Annotated in this window: 19 protein-coding genes; 10 read left to right on the forward strand and 9 right to left on the reverse strand. The window is 43.8% G+C overall.

Translation table 11 applies throughout. The features are described 5' to 3' along the window. Positions 1–170: 170 nt before the first annotated feature. From R7Z47_RS16830 to yfcE, 6 genes are all read left to right on the forward strand, one after another. Entirely contained in the window at positions 171–905 is a 735-nt protein-coding gene (locus R7Z47_RS16830) for a DUF1538 domain-containing protein (protein WP_005382077.1), read from the forward strand. Next, positions 902–1,693: a DUF1538 domain-containing protein gene (locus tag R7Z47_RS16835; RefSeq protein WP_005382078.1), complete on the forward strand. Its 792-nt coding sequence runs from the start codon at positions 902–904 to the stop codon at positions 1,691–1,693. Before R7Z47_RS16830 ends, R7Z47_RS16835 begins: the two co-directional genes overlap by 4 nt. Further along, positions 1,683–2,033 (forward strand): P-II family nitrogen regulator, encoded by a 351-nt coding sequence (locus R7Z47_RS16840; RefSeq protein WP_005382084.1) that lies wholly within the window; start codon positions 1,683–1,685, stop codon positions 2,031–2,033. The genes R7Z47_RS16835 and R7Z47_RS16840 overlap by 11 nt, the downstream gene beginning before the upstream one ends. Continuing rightward, positions 2,030–2,437, forward strand: coding sequence for a CBS domain-containing protein (locus R7Z47_RS16845; RefSeq protein WP_031781352.1), 408 nt, complete (start codon positions 2,030–2,032; stop codon positions 2,435–2,437). Before R7Z47_RS16840 ends, R7Z47_RS16845 begins: the two co-directional genes overlap by 4 nt. Before the next feature lie 149 nt (positions 2,438–2,586). Further along, positions 2,587–2,796 (forward strand): hypothetical protein, encoded by a 210-nt coding sequence (locus tag R7Z47_RS16850; protein ID WP_005382086.1) that lies wholly within the window; start codon positions 2,587–2,589, stop codon positions 2,794–2,796. A 75-nt stretch (positions 2,797–2,871) separates the two neighbouring features. Then, the gene (gene yfcE, locus R7Z47_RS16855; RefSeq protein WP_005389637.1) at positions 2,872–3,417 is read left to right on the forward strand and encodes a phosphodiesterase; all 546 of its coding nucleotides are present in this window, start codon (positions 2,872–2,874) and stop codon (positions 3,415–3,417) included. A 39-nt stretch (positions 3,418–3,456) separates the two neighbouring features. Here yfcE and R7Z47_RS16860 read toward each other — a convergent pair whose 3' ends face one another. The 4 genes from R7Z47_RS16860 to R7Z47_RS16875 are packed head-to-tail and all read right to left on the reverse strand — an operon-like array spanning position 3,457 to position 5,964. Beyond that, positions 3,457–3,735 carry a SelT/SelW/SelH family protein gene (locus R7Z47_RS16860; RefSeq protein WP_005382088.1) on the reverse strand — a complete coding sequence of 93 codons (279 nt, stop codon included), beginning with the start codon at positions 3,733–3,735 and terminating at the stop codon, positions 3,457–3,459. 21 nt (positions 3,736–3,756) lie between these two features. Further along, positions 3,757–4,512: a sulfite exporter TauE/SafE family protein gene (locus R7Z47_RS16865; protein WP_213903610.1), complete on the reverse strand. Its 756-nt coding sequence runs from the start codon at positions 4,510–4,512 to the stop codon at positions 3,757–3,759. A gap of 46 nt (positions 4,513–4,558) precedes the next feature. Further along, positions 4,559–5,074, reverse strand: coding sequence for a transmembrane regulator ToxS (gene toxS / locus R7Z47_RS16870; RefSeq protein ID WP_005382091.1), 516 nt, complete (start codon positions 5,072–5,074; stop codon positions 4,559–4,561). Positions 5,075–5,085: 11 nt separating this feature from the next. Next, complete coding sequence (locus tag R7Z47_RS16875; protein ID WP_130546537.1) at positions 5,086–5,964, reverse strand: transcriptional regulator; 879 nt, start codon at positions 5,962–5,964, stop codon at positions 5,086–5,088. A 271-nt stretch (positions 5,965–6,235) separates the two neighbouring features. On the opposite strand from R7Z47_RS16875, the gene htpG reads away from it, so the two are divergent. From htpG to hemH, 3 genes are all read left to right on the forward strand, one after another. Continuing rightward, positions 6,236–8,140: a molecular chaperone HtpG gene (gene htpG / locus R7Z47_RS16880; protein WP_053303298.1), complete on the forward strand. Its 1,905-nt coding sequence runs from the start codon at positions 6,236–6,238 to the stop codon at positions 8,138–8,140. Positions 8,141–8,460: 320 nt separating this feature from the next. Next, positions 8,461–9,105, forward strand: coding sequence for an adenylate kinase (adk, locus tag R7Z47_RS16885; RefSeq protein WP_005382094.1), 645 nt, complete (start codon positions 8,461–8,463; stop codon positions 9,103–9,105). Positions 9,106–9,272: 167 nt separating this feature from the next. Further along, positions 9,273–10,235, forward strand: a complete 963-nt coding sequence (gene hemH / locus R7Z47_RS16890) for a ferrochelatase (RefSeq protein WP_017819956.1) — start codon at positions 9,273–9,275, stop codon at positions 10,233–10,235. 49 nt (positions 10,236–10,284) lie between these two features. Here hemH and R7Z47_RS16895 read toward each other — a convergent pair whose 3' ends face one another. Then, complete coding sequence (locus R7Z47_RS16895; protein ID WP_005382097.1) at positions 10,285–11,673, reverse strand: peptide MFS transporter; 1,389 nt, start codon at positions 11,671–11,673, stop codon at positions 10,285–10,287. 333 nt (positions 11,674–12,006) lie between these two features. Between R7Z47_RS16895 and rfaH the strand changes: the two genes are divergently transcribed. Then, positions 12,007–12,507: a transcription/translation regulatory transformer protein RfaH gene (gene rfaH, locus R7Z47_RS16900; protein ID WP_005382098.1), complete on the forward strand. Its 501-nt coding sequence runs from the start codon at positions 12,007–12,009 to the stop codon at positions 12,505–12,507. 115 nt (positions 12,508–12,622) lie between these two features. Here the strand turns inward: rfaH and asnB are convergent, their stop codons facing one another. The 4 genes from asnB to nagA form a co-directional block, all read right to left on the reverse strand. After that, positions 12,623–14,287, reverse strand: a complete 1,665-nt coding sequence (gene asnB, locus R7Z47_RS16905; RefSeq protein WP_005384979.1) for an asparagine synthase B — start codon at positions 14,285–14,287, stop codon at positions 12,623–12,625. A gap of 230 nt (positions 14,288–14,517) precedes the next feature. Continuing rightward, positions 14,518–16,107: a cation:proton antiporter family protein gene (locus R7Z47_RS16910; RefSeq protein WP_005384981.1), complete on the reverse strand. Its 1,590-nt coding sequence runs from the start codon at positions 16,105–16,107 to the stop codon at positions 14,518–14,520. Between the two features lie 81 nt (positions 16,108–16,188). Beyond that, entirely contained in the window at positions 16,189–17,403 is a 1,215-nt protein-coding gene (nagC, locus tag R7Z47_RS16915; RefSeq protein ID WP_042523152.1) for a DNA-binding transcriptional regulator NagC, read from the reverse strand. A gap of 2 nt (positions 17,404–17,405) precedes the next feature. After that, positions 17,406–18,542 (reverse strand): N-acetylglucosamine-6-phosphate deacetylase, encoded by a 1,137-nt coding sequence (nagA, locus tag R7Z47_RS16920; RefSeq protein WP_318130304.1) that lies wholly within the window; start codon positions 18,540–18,542, stop codon positions 17,406–17,408. Positions 18,543–18,629 lie beyond the last annotated feature (87 nt).

Raw genomic sequence — 18,629 nt, forward strand, 5'->3', positions numbered from 1 at the left:
AGTGACAAGCTGACAGAGAGGCTATTAACTTCACATATTAGTAAATATGTAACTAAATGTTATAGATGGCGCTAGTGTATTCACGGTAGAAGAGTGAAATCTATGCCAGACTAGAAGTTATCGCTCATTGGAACGAGCGTAATCAGTTTGCACAATCAAGGAGGATAGGCATGGAAGCATTTGTTGCGCTTTTTCGAGCGCTCCTCAATAGTGCTCGTGACTTATTACCCATCATCATTGTTATCACTTTTTTCCAATTAGTCGTTTTGCAAGAGCCGCTGCCCAACCTGGTCTCCATTCTTTTTGGCTTGTTGCTTGTCGTTTTAGGATTAACCTTTTTTATCTTTGGCCTAGAACTTGGTCTTTTTCCTATCGGAGAGAGTATGGCTCAAGCCTTTGCAAAAAAAGGCAGCGTGTTTTGGTTATTAGTCTTTGCGTTTTGTTTGGGGTTTGGCACCACGATAGCTGAACCTGCATTAACCGCGGTAGCGGAAGAAGCCTCAGAAGTTGCGGCTGAGGGCGGAATGATCGCTAACTCAGAGCAGTCCATGCAGGATTACGGAGAAGGACTTCGAGTAACAGTAGCTCTCTCTGTGGGGATAGCCATCGTTATCGGCGTTTTGCGTATCTTAAAAGGGTGGCCGATTCATTACATGATCATTGGTGGCTATGTAGGCGTTGTAATACTGACGTGGTTTGCACCTGAAGCCATTATTGGCGTCGCTTACGATTCCGGAGGTGTAACCACGTCCACCATAACAGTACCTTTGGTCACTGCTCTGGGCGTCGGTTTAGCGTCTTCTATTAAAGGGCGCAACCCTATGGTGGATGGCTTTGGTTTAATTGCTTTTGCCTCGCTGTTACCGATGATGTTTGTGATGGTTTACGGAATGGTCGTAACATGATTTCAATTGATCATTTCCTAGACACTTTATTATCGACCGTTAGAGACGTCGTTCCCATCGCCAGCATTATTTTTGGTTTTCAGTTAGCCGTGTTAAGGCGTCCTGTTAGCAACCTTAAGAAAGTTTTGCTTGGGTTCGTTTATGTGATTTTCGGGTTAGCTCTTTTTTTACTTGGATTAGAAATGGCGTTGTTTCCACTTGGGGAGACGATGGCTGTGCAATTAACGGCGCCGGAGTTTTTACAAGAGTTCAAAGTATCGGTAGGGAAAGCCTTAATGTGGGTCGACTATTATTGGGTTTACACCTTCGCCTTTTTTATAGGCTTTAGTACCACGATTGCAGAGCCTTCTTTAATCGCTGTAGCGATAAAAGCAAACCAAGTCTCTGGAGGCAGTATCAGTATTAACGGCTTGCGCGTAGCCGTTGCGTTTGGGGTGGCAATTGGTATTGCATTAGGGAGTTACCGGATTGTCGTGGGCGATCCCATTCATTATTACATCATCGCGGGTTACATCGTCGTTGTGATTCAAACGTTTTACGCTCCTAAGCTTATTGTTCCACTCGCCTACGATTCTGGAGGCGTAACAACTTCTACCGTCACTGTCCCACTTGTAACTGCATTAGGGTTAGGGCTTGCTTCGACCGTCCCTGGAAGAAACCCAATGATTGATGGCTTTGGCTTGATCGCGTTTGCCAGTCTATTTCCTATGATCTCTGTGATGGGCTATGCGCAAATAACCCAGTGGCTGAATAAAAACGTCTCGGAGGAAGAAGAAAATGCGCTTTAAATTGATACTTGCGTTTGTTGAAGACAGCAAAACAGACAAGGTGTTGGACGCTGCACGCGATGCTGGTGCGACCGGTGCAACAGTGATTAACAATGCTCGCGGGCAAGGTTTAAATCAAAAGCGAACGTTTTTTGGTTTAACGCTAGAAGTGCAAAAAGATGTGCTGCTGTTTGTGGTCGAGGAACATCTCTCTCGACACATATTAGAAACCATTAATGAGGTTGGTGAATTTGACAGAGAGTCGGGACAGGGGATTGCTATTCAGATCGATATTGAAGATGCAGTCGGTGTCGCGCATCAAGTAGAAACGTTGACCAAAGTGGTTGAGGATGAGTTATGAGCAGTCAAACGATAATTAGAGTTCGAGATGTAATGGCGGCTACTTATGTCATGGTTGATGGGCTAATGACAGTTTATGAAGGCATAACGCTAGCGAAAAAATACCAAGTCAAAGCACTGGTGGTGAAAAAGCGAGATGATAATGATGAATATGGCATCGTGTTGATGAATGATATCGCCAAAAAGGTGCTGGCGAATAATCGTTCTCCTCAGCGCACAAATATTTATGAAATCATGACCAAGCCCGCTTTGTGTGTCGAACCAGATATGAACGTAAAATATTGTGCACGTTTGTTTGAGCGATTTGGCATAAGCAGAGCGCCGGTCATTGAAAGTGGCGAGGTCATTGGGATGGTGAGTTATAACAATATTGTCATCAATGGTATGGTGCGAGAAGAAGTGTAATAGGTTGATATAAATGAAAAATCAACGAATTTTTTCTCAAGTCAGCGACTGTTACAAAGAACTAAAATATTTAATATATGTTAGGTTGCATATGTGTTAATTCACCATTATTCTTTGCGCCCTAAGCCTAATGTCGAGGAATCTGTATCATGCCTTTAGTCTCTTGCCCCGTGTGTGAGAAACAAATCTCAAAACGCGCTCATGCATGTCCAGGATGCGGAGAGCCCGATCCGCTGCACCATCTAGCCAAATCAAAATTTATGTCGATGGTGTTTTGGATACTGGTGTTGGTTGGAACAGCGTATGCAGCATGGTTCTATGTTTTGCCTATGGTCATTGAATCATTGCGCTATCAGTAGTATTCAAACCGTCGTAGGTTGAGCTGCTAAAAAAATGCCGTAGAATGACCTCATACTTTTTGAGGAGACGATGTCGTGAAACTATTTTTTGCCTCAGACCTGCATGGCTCTTTGCCAGCAACTAAAGAAACCATTGATCTATTTTTGGCCTCTGGTGCGCACCACCTGATTTTGCTAGGAGATACGCTAAACCATGGGCCGCGAAACCCTATTCCAGAAGGCTACAACCCTCCACAGGTAGCAGACTTATTGAACCAATACAGTGATCAAATTATTTCTGTACGTGGCAACTGTGATAGTGAAGTGGACCAAATGCTATTGAAGTTTCCAATGATGATGGATTACTCATGGGTGCTACTTGAATCTGGCAAGAGAATCTTTTTGACTCATGGTCACTTGTACAACTCTGAAAAACGGCCGCCACTGCGTGAAGGTGATATCATCGCCCACGGTCATACACATGTTCCCGTCGCAGAGATGCAAGACGGAGCCATTATATTCAACCCAGGCTCGATGACATTCCCACGTAATGGCTTACCGAGAAGCTTTGGTACTCTAGAAGACAATAAGCTAACGGTAAAAACGCCAGAAGGCGAAGTATTAGCACAAACCATGATTTAACGGTTTTACTAAGTAAAAAAATAGGGAGCGAATTGCTCCCTATTTTGTGTCTGAATGTCCTAAATCGCGTTCTGGGTCGATAATGTCTCTAACGCGCTGTTTTAGCACCTTGGCTTCAGGAAAGCCGCTGTCTTTTTTCCGTTCCCAAATTTGCTGGCCATTACAGAAAATTTCGAAGCGACCACCTGTGTCCGGGTGTAAGCTGATTGTTTCTATTTCTTCGCTAAAAGTATGCAGTAATTCTTGCGATAGCCAAGTTGAACGCAACATCCAGTTGCACTGGCGGCAGTAATAAATATCAATGATTGCTTTATCCATGAAACTTTCCTTTTAATCTTTTTAAACCAGCAACTTGATGCCCACGGCAAACGTGAGAATTTCGAATGCAACTTTAATCACTCTGTTACTGTATCGAGTCGCGGCCCATGCGCCTAAACTGCCGCCTAGAAAAGAGCTTAACAATAAAACAGGTAACCAAACCCAGTGAATAGGCGCCCCTGCCTGTACGACGGCAATGCCTCCAATGCCATTCCAAAACAGGCCGACACAAATCATGGTGTAAGCAACGGCTTGTTTGTAGTCGTAACCAAACCAGCGCACCAAAAATAGTGTCACGAGCAAACCAGAACCTGCGGTAAGAGATCCGTTAATGATGCCGATAAACAGTAAGCCAATTCCACCAATAACCCAACCGATAGGATGACGGTTACGTATTACTTCAGCTTGGCCTAGCGATGTCTTAAATCGCGAGTAGATACCTAGCGCTAGGATCATCGTACCGAGCATCTTTTCCGCGATACCATCAGGGATCTGTACAATTAAGTTAGCCCCTAAAATCACGCCAATACTACCGGACAATATAAGGTAGAGCGCGATTTTCCATTTAATAGTGCCTGATCTTAAATGCGTGCTTGCTGCGCCTAAGCCTAAAGCGACCGAAGCCACTTTATGTGTGCCTAGCGCAACGGAGAACGGTAAGCCGAGAAAGATGAGTAAAGGGAATTGAAGCAAGCCTGCTCCGCCACCAGAAAGTGAAGCCAGCGTGTTGGCGATTAGTGAACCGAAAAAAAGGGTAAGGGTATCTAGCCAATCCATAAGCAAAACAAAGGGGGCGTCTTGCCCCCTTATCATCCAATCAAAATTAGTTTTTAAACAGTACCGAAGAACCGTGGTTCAAGCTAGTGAGCAATAGTGTTTTTTCGTTCACGACGTCAATACGACGACTTTGCTCCGCATCTAGCTTAAAAATTTGAGTAATCAAACGTAGCTGTGCTTCGGAAAAGTCTTTTGATTGAGAAGATGAAATATCTTTAAACTCCGAAGGCGAGACCAACAAATAGTTGTCACTTACTTCCCAGCGGCCTTTTTCCGAGATATTTATCGTTGATTCTGCGGTTGAACCTTGAGCGAATAGTTTTATATTTGCTACGCGAATATAGTCACCATTAGGGAGATATTTCACGTTTGATTCAACATTAACTCGGCGTAGTGGGCCGACAGTATCGTCAGGCAAGCTGTCTGTAATGACTGTCACCATGGTCGACTGCCATTCGTTTGCTGTGAGGAGCTGCTCCACTTTTAGGTCACTTCCCCAATACAACCAACTACTAAAAAGAACGGATACGGCCAAAACCGCAGATGCTAATTTAATCTTCATATTGGCCTCCTTTATTTGCAGATGTCTGTTGGATCGTTTTGACCTGCGAAAATACGCAGTGTTACGTTCTCGTAAGAGTGGTTACTGTCATGAATGTAGTTCAGAATCAGCTGGTTATTTTGTCCACCAGTGGCAATCACTTCAACTGGCAACGAGTCTTCTGCATGGTGCTTCACGTAGCGCTCAATGCATTGCTCTATTGAAGGCAACCAGTTGTTGATTTGAGGGTGATTTACAGGTGTCATCACTGGTACATTTTGATACTCACCAATCTGACGGAATTGGGATTCCGCAGGGTTCGTGAATAACAATACGCAAACAGGAAGCAGCAGAGACAAAAAGATAATGACACGCGGTAGCCAGTTAATCGTGTTAGATGCTGGCTTCGGCTGAGTTTTAGTCGGCTCTACTTGAGGCTCAAGATCAGCAGTAGTATCAGTCACTACCTCTGTTGGTGGCATATCGCTCGCTTCTAACTCCACTGCTGGCGCTTCTTGTTCAGAAGCGGTTTCTTCAACGTCAGTGTTAGAGTCAGTAGAAAATGGGCTCAAGCGTTCCACTGAACAAATGAGTTGGTAGCCACGTTTAGGTACCGTTTTAACAAACTCTGGAGATTTTGTTGAATCCTTCAACATCTTACGCAGAGTAGAAATCGCTTGAGTCAGGCTTGAGTCATCCACCTCAAAACCTTGCTCACGCCAAACAAACTCGTGAAGCTCGTTACGGGTTAAAACTTCGTTTGGTCTCTCTGCCAACATCAGAAGTATACGGCTTTCGTTGCTTCCTAATCGTACAACGTCGTTGCCGTTTTGTTGGTCAGCGAGCGAATTACTATTTGGATCAAAGGTGAACCTTTGAGCAAGTAGAAATTTGGTGCCAATGTTAGTCATTTAGTTCTTCTTAGATGGATGATGTTGTAATTATGGTGATTTATGTCACAAAATTACCGGGGCGCTTGGAGTGCGCACGACATTTTAGATGCTTTTAGACGGGTAGGATAATTAAAATTTTCTAAAAAAACACCGTTTTTAGCAATATTGACCTTGAATTTACATTTGTCAGCCACATGTTAAATGACATCTCGGTAAGGTGATTTCAAGGGGAAAGTCACAAACTTGTCCCTATGAAAAAGCCAATTAGTTTAGATGTTATGGAGCACACATGAGCGAAACCGTATCTCAAAATAAAGAAACTCGTGGTTTTCAATCAGAAGTAAAACAACTACTGCATTTAATGATCCATTCTCTTTATTCAAATAAAGAGATCTTTTTGCGCGAGCTGATCTCTAACGCATCAGATGCATCAGACAAACTGCGCTTTCAGGCGTTATCTAACCCAGATCTATACGAAGGTAATGCAGACCTTTGCGTGAAACTGTCGTTTGATGAAAGCGCAAATACCTTAACCATTTCTGATAACGGTATCGGTATGAGCCGTGATGATGTGATTGAGCACTTAGGAACAATCGCAAAATCTGGAACAGCCGAGTTTTTCTCAAAGCTATCTGAAGAGCAGAGCAAAGACTCTCAGCTTATTGGTCAGTTTGGTGTTGGTTTCTACTCGGCATTTATCGTTGCTGACGCCGTTACCGTGCGCACTCGCGCTGCGGGTCTAGCCGCTGATGAAGCGGTACAATGGCACTCAGCGGGTGAAGGTGAGTACACCATCGAAAACATTACCAAAGAGTCACGTGGTACCGATATCATTCTTCATATGCGTGAAGAGGGTAAAGAGTTTTTGAATGAGTGGCGTCTACGTGACGTTATCAGTAAGTACTCTGATCACATCGGCATTCCTGTTTCAATCCAAACTGTCGTTCGTGATGACGAAGGCAAGGAAACAGATGAGAAAAAGTGGGAGCAAATCAACAAAGCCCAAGCACTGTGGACGCGTAACAAATCTGATATTTCAGAAGAAGAGTATCAAGAGTTCTACAAGCACGTATCACATGACTTTGCCGATCCCTTGGTCTGGAGTCATAACCGTGTAGAAGGTAAAAACGACTACACGAGCTTACTATACATCCCATCGAAAGCACCTTGGGATATGATGAACCGCGACCACAAATCAGGCTTGAAACTGTACGTACAGCGCGTATTCATTATGGACGATGCAGAGCAATTTATGCCGTCATACTTACGCTTCGTACGTGGTTTAATAGACTCAAACGATTTACCGCTAAACGTATCGCGTGAGATCTTACAAGACAATAAAGTGACTCAGTCTCTACGTAATGCTTGTACTAAGCGCGTGCTAACGATGCTCGAGCGTATGGCCAAGAATGACGAAGAGAAATACCAATCATTCTGGAAAGAGTTTGGTCTTGTGATGAAAGAGGGCCCTGCGGAGGACTTTGCAAACAAAGAGAAAGTTGCAGGTTTATTGCGCTTTGCCTCAACTGAAGTGGACTCTTCTGAGCAAACTGTGGGCTTGGCGTCTTACGTTGAGCGCATGAAAGAAGGTCAAGATAAGATCTACTACTTGACGGCAGACAGCTATGCAGCTGCGAAAAACAGCCCTCACTTAGAACAGTTCAAAGCGAAAGGCATTGAAGTTATCTTGATGTACGACCGCATTGATGAGTGGCTGATGAACTACTTAACTGAGTTTGATGGTAAACAGTTCCAGTCAATCACTAAAGCTGGGCTTGATCTAAGTCAGTTTGAAGATGAAGCAGAAAAAGAGAAGCAAAAAGAAACCGAAGAAGAGTTCAAGTCGGTTGTAGAGCGCACGAAGTCTTACCTAGGCGATCGTGTGAAAGAAGTTCGTACGACCTTCAAACTCGCATCTACGCCTGCTGTTGTGGTAACGGACGATTACGAAATGGGCACTCAAATGGCGAAGCTTCTTGCGGCAGCTGGTCAAGCTGTGCCGGAAGTGAAATACATCTTTGAGCTAAACCCTGAGCACAAATTGGTTAAGCGTATGGCTGACGAAGCCGATGAAGAAGCGTTTGGTCGCTGGGTTGAAGTTCTGCTTGGTCAGGCAATGCTAGCGGAGCGAGGCTCTATTGAGGATCCAACAGAGTTCTTAGGAGCCGTTAATCAACTTTTGACTAAGGTGTAATAACCTCTGCAAATCAAAAAGCTCGCATTTCGCGAGCTTTTTGTTTGTTGTCGCAAAATTTTGCATCTCAAGTGCTGAGTTAATAATCAATAGGGCGTGAAAGAGGGTACTGTTAACATTCTTTAGTCTTAATACACTCTTTGCTCAGAGAACCTGTGATAGAATCTGCGACTTGAATGTGAGTAATAAGGCGTGTATTTTTGCTCGCCTATATACGTTATACCGAAACTTATCGTTGCAGGTGCTTCTCAGGTTTGATGTCTAAGAGGTCAGCTATTGTGAGCTTCGGTATAAATCTTAAATATTAAAGAGGATAAATCATGCGCATCATTCTTCTAGGTGCTCCAGGTGCAGGTAAAGGCACACAAGCAAACTTCATCATGGAAAAATACGGTATTCCACAAATCTCTACTGGTGATATGCTTCGTGCTGCTATCAAAGCAGGTACAGAGCTTGGTAAACAAGCTAAAGCTGTTATTGACGCTGGTCAGCTAGTTTCTGATGAAATCATCCTTGGTCTTATCAAAGAGCGCATCGCTCAAGAAGACTGTGCAAACGGTTTCCTACTAGATGGTTTCCCACGTACTATCCCTCAAGCTGACGGCCTAAAAGAAATGGGCGTAGACGTAGACTACGTTATCGAATTTGACGTTGCAGACGATGTAATTGTTGAGCGTATGGCTGGTCGTCGTGCTCACCTTCCTTCTGGTCGTACTTACCACGTGGTTTACAACCCGCCTAAAGTGGAAGGTAAAGATGATGTAACTGGTGAAGATCTTGTTGTTCGTGATGACGACAAAGAAGAAACAGTACGTGCTCGTCTAGGTGTTTACCACGAGCAAACTGCGCCGCTAATCAACTACTACGGCAAAGAAGCTGAAGCAGGCAAGACTAAGTACCTTAAGTTTGATGGTACTAAGCAAGTAGCTGAAGTTAGTGCGGATATCGAGAAAGCACTATCTTAATTTGCTGAAGTCAAAAATTTAATATTTTGATATATTGAAAGCGGCCCAAGTGGTCGCTTTTTTTAGTTTACTCGTAAACATATATCTAATTAACTTCAGCTCGGCTATTCGTTACTTCGAGGTTACTTAAATATATGAACCAAGCCGTTTACCATGAATAGGATGTTATGAAAGAGAATAATAAACAGGGTGTACTCCTAGTTAACCTGGGAACTCCTGACGCACCAACCGCTCCTGCCGTAAAGCGCTTTTTAAGTCAGTTTCTTCATGATCACCGAGTGGTAGACATGACTCGATGGCTTTGGTGTCCACTATTGCACGGCGTTATCCTTCCTATCCGAGCTCCTAAAGTTGCCAAACTCTATCAATCAGTATGGATGGAAGAGGGCTCGCCGTTGATGGTGTACTCTAAACGCCAAACTGAAAAGTTAGCACAAAAGCTTGATATACCTGTAGAGCTTGGTATGACGTATGGTAACCCAAGTTTACAATCAGGCTTTGAAGCCCTATTGGCGCAAGGCGTTGATGAAGTCATTGTTTTACCTTTGTATCCGCAATACTCGGGCACAACAACGGCAGCGGTTTCTGACGGAATCACTAAAGCATTTAAAAACCTGCCTGTGATGCCGGGCTTTAGCTTTATTCGTGATTATTACAATCACCCGAAATATATTGAAGCGTTAGCGCATTCAGTTCGTGAACATTGGCAAAAGAATGGCCAGGGAGATTACCTGCTGTGTTCTTATCATGGTATTCCAAAACGCTATGCTGACAATGGTGATGTTTACCCACAGCATTGTGAAGAGACGACTCGCTTGCTTGGGGAAGCGTTAGGTTTAAGCGAACAACAAATTGGCATGACGTATCAGTCCCGATTTGGGAGAGAAGAGTGGCTTCAACCTTATACCGATAAGACCCTAGAAGCACTTCCTGCAAAGGGTGTGAAAAATATTAATGTTGTGACCCCTGCATTTTCGTCAGATTGTTTAGAGACGTTGGAAGAGATCTCGGAAGAGTGTAAAGAGATTTTCCTTGAAGCTGGTGGCGAAAACTTTACCTACATCCCTTGTTTGAACGATAGTGAACTTCATATCGAGATGATGGTTGAGTTAGTTCAATCTAAACTTTAGATACAAAAAAGGGTCGCAATAGCGACCCTTTCTACGTTTAGTTGAGCGATCAAGCAACTTGTACTTGCTGCTCTTCTACTTGCTCTGCCGTGCTGTGCGTATTTTCAGCGCCATGCATCCAGCGAACGAGTGTATTAGAGAATAGGAGCAAAATTACGCCACTTACGGTTGCGCTGACCGCAATACCACTAAAGATAGCCATAGCGCCTAACTCGCCTACGTGAGAGCCCACATAGCCCGCAACATAGTTAGCAATCGCATTACAGCCAAACCATGCACCCATCATAAGTGAAGCTAAGCGAAGCGGTGCTAATTTAGTTACCAATGAAAGACCAATTGGTGATAAACACAGCTCGCCTAATGTGTGGAAGAAGAAAGCGCCGACCAACCATAACATCGATGTTTTTACTGTTGTATCTCCACCTTGTTCTAGCACTGCGCCAACCATACAAAGGAAACCAATCGCCAAGAAAAATAGTGCCATCGCAAATTTCACTGGCGAAGTAGGTTCACGTTTACCCAATTTTACCCAAAGGACAGCCAGAACTGGCGCTAGAGTAATAATGAAAAATGGGTTTAGTGATTGGAACCACGCAGCAGGAACTTCGAAACCACCAATCATGCGATCAGTATATTGTTGAGTGTAGATGTTCATCAGACCACCAGCTTGTTCAAAGCCTGCCCAGAAGACAATAGTGAATAAGCTCATGACCAGAATTACTTTTAGTCGATTCACTTCTTCTTTGGTGAGTGGCTGCTTCGTGGTGGCGTTTTTGTTGTTTAGATCTCGTTTCGCCGCTGGTTCACGACCAATATCACCAAGCCATGATTGAGCCAGTACCATTTGCATCACTAGGCTAACCAGCATACCCACACCAGCGGCAACAAAGCCTGCTTTCCAACCGTAAGAGGTTGTCACAGAGCCAGAAACGACGCCGGCAAGTAATGCACCTAAGTTGATACCCATATAAAAGATAGTGAATGCGCCGTCACGACGGTTGTCACCTTCTTGATAAAGGTCGCCAACCATGGTTGAGATATTTGGCTTAAAGAGACCGTTACCAGTGATAAGTAGGCCAAGACCTAAATAGAAACTGTGTAGCGAACCAATACCTAAAGCATCAGCAGGAAGTGCAAGAGTAAACTGGCCGATGGCCATTAACGCGCCACCAAGCAAAATTGAGCGACGTTGACCTAAATAGTTATCTGCTAGGTAACCACCGATAAGAGGCGTGATATACACAAGCCCTGTGTATATGCCGTATAGGTCTAATGCGTCTTTGGTTGACCAGCCAAGGCCGCCATTCATTGTTGTATCGGTGAGGTAAAGCACGAGAATGGCACGCATTGCGTAGTAAGAAAAGCGTTCCCACAGTTCAGTACCGAACAATAAGAACAGGCCACGTGGATGACCAAAATATTGATGTTGGTTTGACATAAGCTCTTCTAATAATAGTTATTACATTTTTTAACGACTTCTACGTATACAATGCAATTCAACGAGTGACAAATAATAAAATTTTGCCATTCAACTATTTTTGTTTGTTAAGTGGCTGTTTTTGATTGGATTTGCAGATTATATGATGGTGTATTGGTTGTGTTACAAACTTAATTTCCATTTTTGCCTATGGACTTCTTTATCGTAAGTTGCTGAAAAATGTCGTTAATGCGAGCGATGTATAATCATACTTTTATAGATAAACTGAATATCAATGACTCAACTTTGGCTTAATGCTAGGATAAAAACAAAATAGAATTGGCTAGTAAAAAGATGAAACGTTGGTATCTACTTTATTGTAAACGTGGGGAGCAGGTTAGGGCGAAACAACACCTTGAAAATCAAGGTGTAGAGTGCTTTTATCCAACTGTAGAAGTTGAGAAGATTTTGCGCGGTAAAAGACAAAAAGTCGAGGAACCGCTGTTTCCTTGTTACGTATTCGCTTACTTTGATTATGAGCAAGGGCCAAACTTCACCTCAGTCCGCTCTACTCGAGGTGTTGTTGACTTTGTGCGTTTTGGTGCTCAACCGAAAGAAGTTCAAGGTGACTTGGTCTTCGAATTGATGCAGCTAGAAAAGTGTTGTAATGACAATACCGTTTCTGAATGTATGCCAAAACCAGGCGATCAAATTAGAGTTAAAAGCGGTCAATTTGCGGGCATAGATGCCATCTTCCAAGAACAAGATGGTGAGAAACGCTCAATTATGCTAGTTCAGATGATCACCAAGCGTGTGCCTGTCAGCATAGACAATAGTGATTTAGATTTAAAATAGCCTAATTCCATCAAACATAAAAAGAGGTGCAAAAGCACCTCTTTTTGATCGTATCTAATTTTTTGTCTGTTTTAAAAGGGTTGGACGAACCAACCCTTATCTTTATCGTAGAGAATTAGTATGAGTCGTTGTGAACGGTCTGTACTGCACGACCTGATGGGTCAACACAGTTTTGGAACGATTCATCCCATTCAATCGCCTTCGCTGAAGAACACGCTACTGAAGGGCCTCCTGGTACACACTCTGCTGCTGATGGAAGTGGGAATAACTCTTCAAAGATTTCACGGTACACGTAGCCTTCTTTTGTCGTTGGCGTGTTGTATGGGAATCGATATTGAGCTGTTTCCATCTGCTGGTCTGTCACTTTCTGTTCTGCTACTTCTTTCAGCGTATCGATCCAGCTGTAGCCAACGCCATCAGAGAACTGCTCTTTTTGACGCCATGCGATCGATTCTGGCAGGTAGTGCTCGAAGCACTCACGAAGGATGTGTTTCTCCATTTTACCGTTGCCACACATCTTGTCTGCTGGGTTCAAGCGCATTGCTACATCAATGAACTCTTTATCTAGGAAAGGTACGCGTCCTTCAACTCCCCATGCTGCCAGCGACTTGTTAGCACGAGCACAGTCGAACATGTTCAGAGCAAGCAGTTTACGCACAGTCTCCTCGTGGAACTCTTTCGCGTTTGGCGCTTTGTGGAAGTAAAGGTAGCCACCAAAGATTTCGTCAGCGCCCTCACCAGACAATACCATCTTGATACCCATCGCTTTGATCTTACGACCCATTAAGAACATAGGTGTTGATGCGCGGATAGTCGTCACGTCATACGTTTCAATGTGGTAAATCACGTCACGAATCGCGTCCAAACCTTCTTGAATCGTGTACGTCATTTCGTGGTGAACGGTACCAATTTGGTCGGCAACTTCGCGAGCGGCTTTCAGGTCAGGCGCGCCTTCTAGGCCAACAGCAAAAGAGTGCAGTTGAGGCCACCAAGCTTCAGACTTTTCATCATCTTCAATACGCATCGCTGCAAAGCGTTTTGCTACCGCAGATGTAATAGAAGAATCTAGACCGCCCGAAAGAAGTACACCGTAAGGCACGTCAGTCATTAGTTGGCGTTTAACAGCCGCTTCTAGCGCTTCAGTCAATTCTTCTTTGCTAGTGCTGTTACCTTGTACTGCTGCGTACTCGTTCCAGTCACGAACATAGTAACGTGTTGGCTCAGTATCTTTAGAGCTGTAATAGCTACCAGGAGGGAATTCACTTACTGTTTTACATACTGGAACAAGAGCCTTCATCTCTGATGCCACATAGTAGTTACCATGCTCATCGTGACCTTGATAAAGAGGGATAATACCAATATGGTCACGGCCGACTAAATACTCATCTTTTTCTTCGTCGTAGAGCACAAAAGCGAAAATACCGTTTAGTTCTTCAAGGAGATCTGCACCCATATCTTGGTAAAGTGCAAGAATGACTTCACAGTCTGAATCGGTTTGAAATTCGTACTTTCCTTCGTAACGAGCACGAATTTCTTTATGGTTGTAGATTTCACCATTGACGGCAAGGATGAGCTTCTTATCAGGGCTGTATAGCGGCTGTGCACCACTATTTAGACCAACAATCGCCAAGCGCTCGTGCGCTAAAATAGCACGCTCTGAAGAGTAAATCCCAGACCAGTCTGGGCCACGGTGACGAAGTTTTTTCGACATCTCTAATGCGATAGGGCGCAATGCGGCTGCATCGCTTTTAATGTCTAAAATGCCAAATACTGAACACATACTACATCCTTACTAAACTAAACAATTTCTAATCGGTATGGTTTAAATTTGCCATTACTAATAAAAAAAGCAACGTTTTGTGATTAAAAAAATGATAAAAGGCCTTGTTGTATGGAAAATATTTAACTCAATCGTTGTTTTGGTGAATGAGATCAAGGTTTGGTATAAAAACTATACAAAAAAGGCTTTCTATCAATAGAAAGCCTTTCAAAAAATATCAGTGCTGTTGCTTATTTAATTGGTGTGAATTTAGGCTGAAGTTGTTTACAGACGTGTCGAGCAAAACCGCTACCAGCTTCACTATATATATTGAATGCTGCGTCAACGCCATTTTCAAGTAAGCCTTCCAATTGATCTGGGTATTCGGCGATAGCGGCAATTTGCCCCTTATATTTTCTGCGTTTAAGCTGCTCAAGTGCTGTTTGGTTACCTTGATGATGTGGCATTGCAAGCAGAACCAGTTTTACATGACCTGTATCTAAAATTCGCTCCCAGAAATCCGGGTCGGTGGCATCACCAGAAATCACATTTCTTCCTTCTGAACGATGATGATGTGCAGCGTCTTCACGAATTTCTATACCCAATGAAATTTTGCCATAGCGTGAGCGTAGCTCATCATAAGCGCCCGTTCCAATACGCCCCATACCTAAGATCAATACTTGGGCATGACCTGGGTTGATGAGTTGGTCGCGTTGATTGAGCTTTTCTACCGCTGTCTCTTGCAGCCACTTACCTGAATGTTGATAAATTTTATGGCTAAGGCGGTTAAGTGGCGCGGAAATTACAAAGGATACCGACACCGCAACCGCAATCGCAGCAAGCATATCACTTGGCATCCAGCCCATTTTATAGGCCAATCCAGCAACAATAAGACCAAACTCACTGTAGTTAAATAGTGATAAAGAGGCGAGCAAAGAGGTACGTACTCGAAACTTAAAATGATTAATAGTGACGAAGTACAAGAGTCCTTTGATTGGTAGCAGTAAGATAAATAGCAGGGCGAGAACGACGCCATTCACGCTCAATGAGGCGGATAAACCAATGTTTAAAAAGAAGCAGACTAAAAAGAGCTCCTTCATATTGAATAATGACTTGGATAGTTCTGAGGCTTTTGGGTGACCTGCGAGTAGCATGCCTAAAATTAGCGCGCCCAAGTCTGGTTTCATCCCGACCAACTCGAATAGCCCAGCACCGACAACAAGCGCGAAGAAAATACCGAATAGCACCAGCATTTCGCCGTGGCCAACTTTATCGAGCAGCTTATAGAATAGGGGACGAAGGAAAGGCAGTGCGAACAAACCGATGGCATACCATTCTGGGACTTTTCCGGTTGAAGCAGTCAGGAATACTACGGCAAAAATATCTTGCATAACCAAAATACCGATCGCGAGTGTGCCGTAGGTCGCGTTCATTTCGCCTTTTTCTTGCAATGCTTTTACGGCAAAAACGGTACTAGAGAACGATAGTGCAAAAGCTAAAAGCAGGATTTGGCTGCCGTCCATACTGGCTAGCGAAGTCAAGCCCAGTAGTTTTAAGCCGGATAACGCTAGGGCAAAAAAAGCGGTAGAGAGTATGTTGTGGGCGGTTGCCCCTCCCCATATTTCTTTGGACAGCAGGGTTTTTACATCGAGTTTGAGTCCAATAGTAAACAGAAGAAGAGTAACACCAAGATCTGCGAGAGTGACGATAACGTCATTGCTTTGGTAACCAAATGCATGCAAGCCAAATCCAGCTAGTAGAAAACCAACGAGGGGAGGGAGGCTGCATTTAAGCGCAATAAAACCAGCTAAAAAAGCGGCTGTAATTAGAATAATTTCCATACTGTTAAGCTGTATTCCTGATATACAAAAACGGGCTGTGAAAACACAGCCCGAGATTGTAACTCAATTGGTTGTATAAACTTAGTCTTCCAGTAACTTTTGTAACAAAACTCCGTTCAGCATAGCGCGTTTAATCATCGCAAATGCGCCCATCGTTGGCTGCTTATCAATGTGAGAAGCCACGATAGGGAGGTCGTTATGGAAAGTTTTAAGAGATTGATTCTCTACGTTGCGTTGAATTGCAGGGAAAAGAATATCTTGTGCTGCAGTAATATCGCCAGCAATTACAATTTTCTGTGGATTAAATAAGTTAACCGTAATCGCAATCGCTTTACCTAGCTGGTTGCCCACTCGCACTAAACTCTGTTTCGCAAGTTCATCACCATTCATTGCGTGCTGACATACCGCTTCAATTGTGATGTTTTCAAGGTCGGTTAAGCTTGATTCGTATCCTTGAGTAATCAGTTGCTTCACTCGTTGAATAATCGCTGGGTTTGCAGCTACGGTTTCTAAACAGCCAAAGTTTCCACATTGGCATTGCTCACCAAGCGGGTCAATTTGGATATGACCAATTTCACCGACGTTGCGGTTAAAACCAAGAAAAACCTGGCCGTTAACGATAATACCTGCGCCAGTACCGCGGTGGACGCTAACCAAAATAGAATCCTGGCAGTCTTGGCTTGCTCCAAAGTAGTGCTCAGCCAACGCCATGCCACGTACGTCGTTGCCAACAAAGCATGCTGTATTAAACTTCTCTCCAACAATTTCACCGAGAGCAAGATTATCGATATCGGTATTAGGCATGTATTCGACCACGCCAGTTGTTGGGTTAACAAGGCCCGGTAAAGTGATGCCGATAGCGATGAGTTGATCAATTTTGTCTTCGCAACGGCTTACGAAATCTTTTAATAAATCGATGAGTCCTGCGATTAAGTCTGCTTGGTTAGTGTAGTACAGTTCATGCTGATCTTCTGCCAGCGCGGTACCACCTAAATCGTATAAACTGAACTGTACGTAATCTCGACCTAAGCGAACGGCAATCGAATGAAAAGGTTTGACTTCAGTAGTCAAAGAGATCGCACGACGACCACCAGTTGAAGCTTGTTGGGCGACCTCCTTAATAAGGCCGCGCTCTAAAAGTTGGCGGGTTATTTTGGTAACACTAGCAGGCGCGAGTTGACTCACGTCCGCGACTTGAATACGGGAGATAGGACCTTGCTGATCAATCAGCCTATATACCGCAGCGCTGTTAAGCTGTTTTACTAAATCTACATTACCAATCTGTCCGCCATTCATGCTTAATTTTGCTCGTATTGTCCGTTAACAACCGTCGCTTTTACTTTAAAGTCACGATCGAAAATAGTCAGGTTTGCAACCATCCCTTTTCGAACTCGGCCAAGGCGATCCTCAACACCAATTGCTGTTGCTGGGTATAACGTGGCCATTCGTAGAGCTTCTTCTAAAGCGATCCCCGCGTGCTCAACTGAATTCTGAACTGCTTCAATCATTGTCAAAGCTGAGCCGCCTAGCGTGCCATTTTCATCAACACACTTACCATCTCGGTAATATACTTTCTTACCGACAAAAATAAAGTGATCAATGTTAGCACCTGCTGGAGCTGTGGCATCCGTCACCAAAACAAGCTTTTCACCTTTGATTTTATGAGCAATTCGGATGTTTGCGTAGTCGACGTGAAAACCATCAGCAATAATGCCAGCGTATACGTCAGGAGTATCGTAAATTGCACCAACAACTCCTGGTTCACGACCAACCATTGGTGTCATTGCATTAAAGAGGTGTGTGGCAAAAGTAATGCCTGCTTCAAAGCTTTTACGTGCTTCGGCGTAGGTTGCATTTGTGTGGCCAATTGAAACCACGATGCCAGCAGCCTTTAATCGCGCAATATGCTCTGGGTCGTTATGCTCAGGTGCTAGCGTTACTTTCGCTACGATATCGGCGTTTGCGCAGATAAGGTCGATCATGCTTTCGTCTGATGGGCGAATAAAATCGACGTTATGGATGCCTTTTTTCGCGACGTTAAGGTAAGGACCTTCGAGGTGTAAACCAAGCGATTGATTTTGATACTTGTTGTGGTACTCACGAGCTGCGGCAATTGCAGTTCGCATATCTTCATCAGATGACGTAATGAGTGTTGGCAGGAAGCTAGTACAGCCAGATTTGAGGTTTGCCTGGTGCATGATTTGCATGGTTTCAGGGGTAATTGCATCGTTTAGCATTACACCGCCACAACCGTTCAACTGCAGATCGATAAAGCCTGGACTTAGATTAGCGCCTGCAAGGTCTTTTAGTTCGATGCTTTGAGGTAGCTCAGAAACCGGCACAATAGATTGAATAAGATCGTTTTCGATGATGACCGCATGATCGGTAAGAACATCACTACCGGTATAAATTTTACAGTTACTTAGCGCGTACATAGTCAGCTAGTCCTTATAGATGAGAATTCAATTTCTATATCGTTATCTAAGTAGAGACTGCTTCAGTCATATGGGTACTTAGTTTGT

The organism is Vibrio sp. 1641 (assembly GCF_033339995.1).
GTDB classification, from domain to species: Bacteria; Pseudomonadota; Gammaproteobacteria; order Enterobacterales; family Vibrionaceae; genus Vibrio; species Vibrio alginolyticus.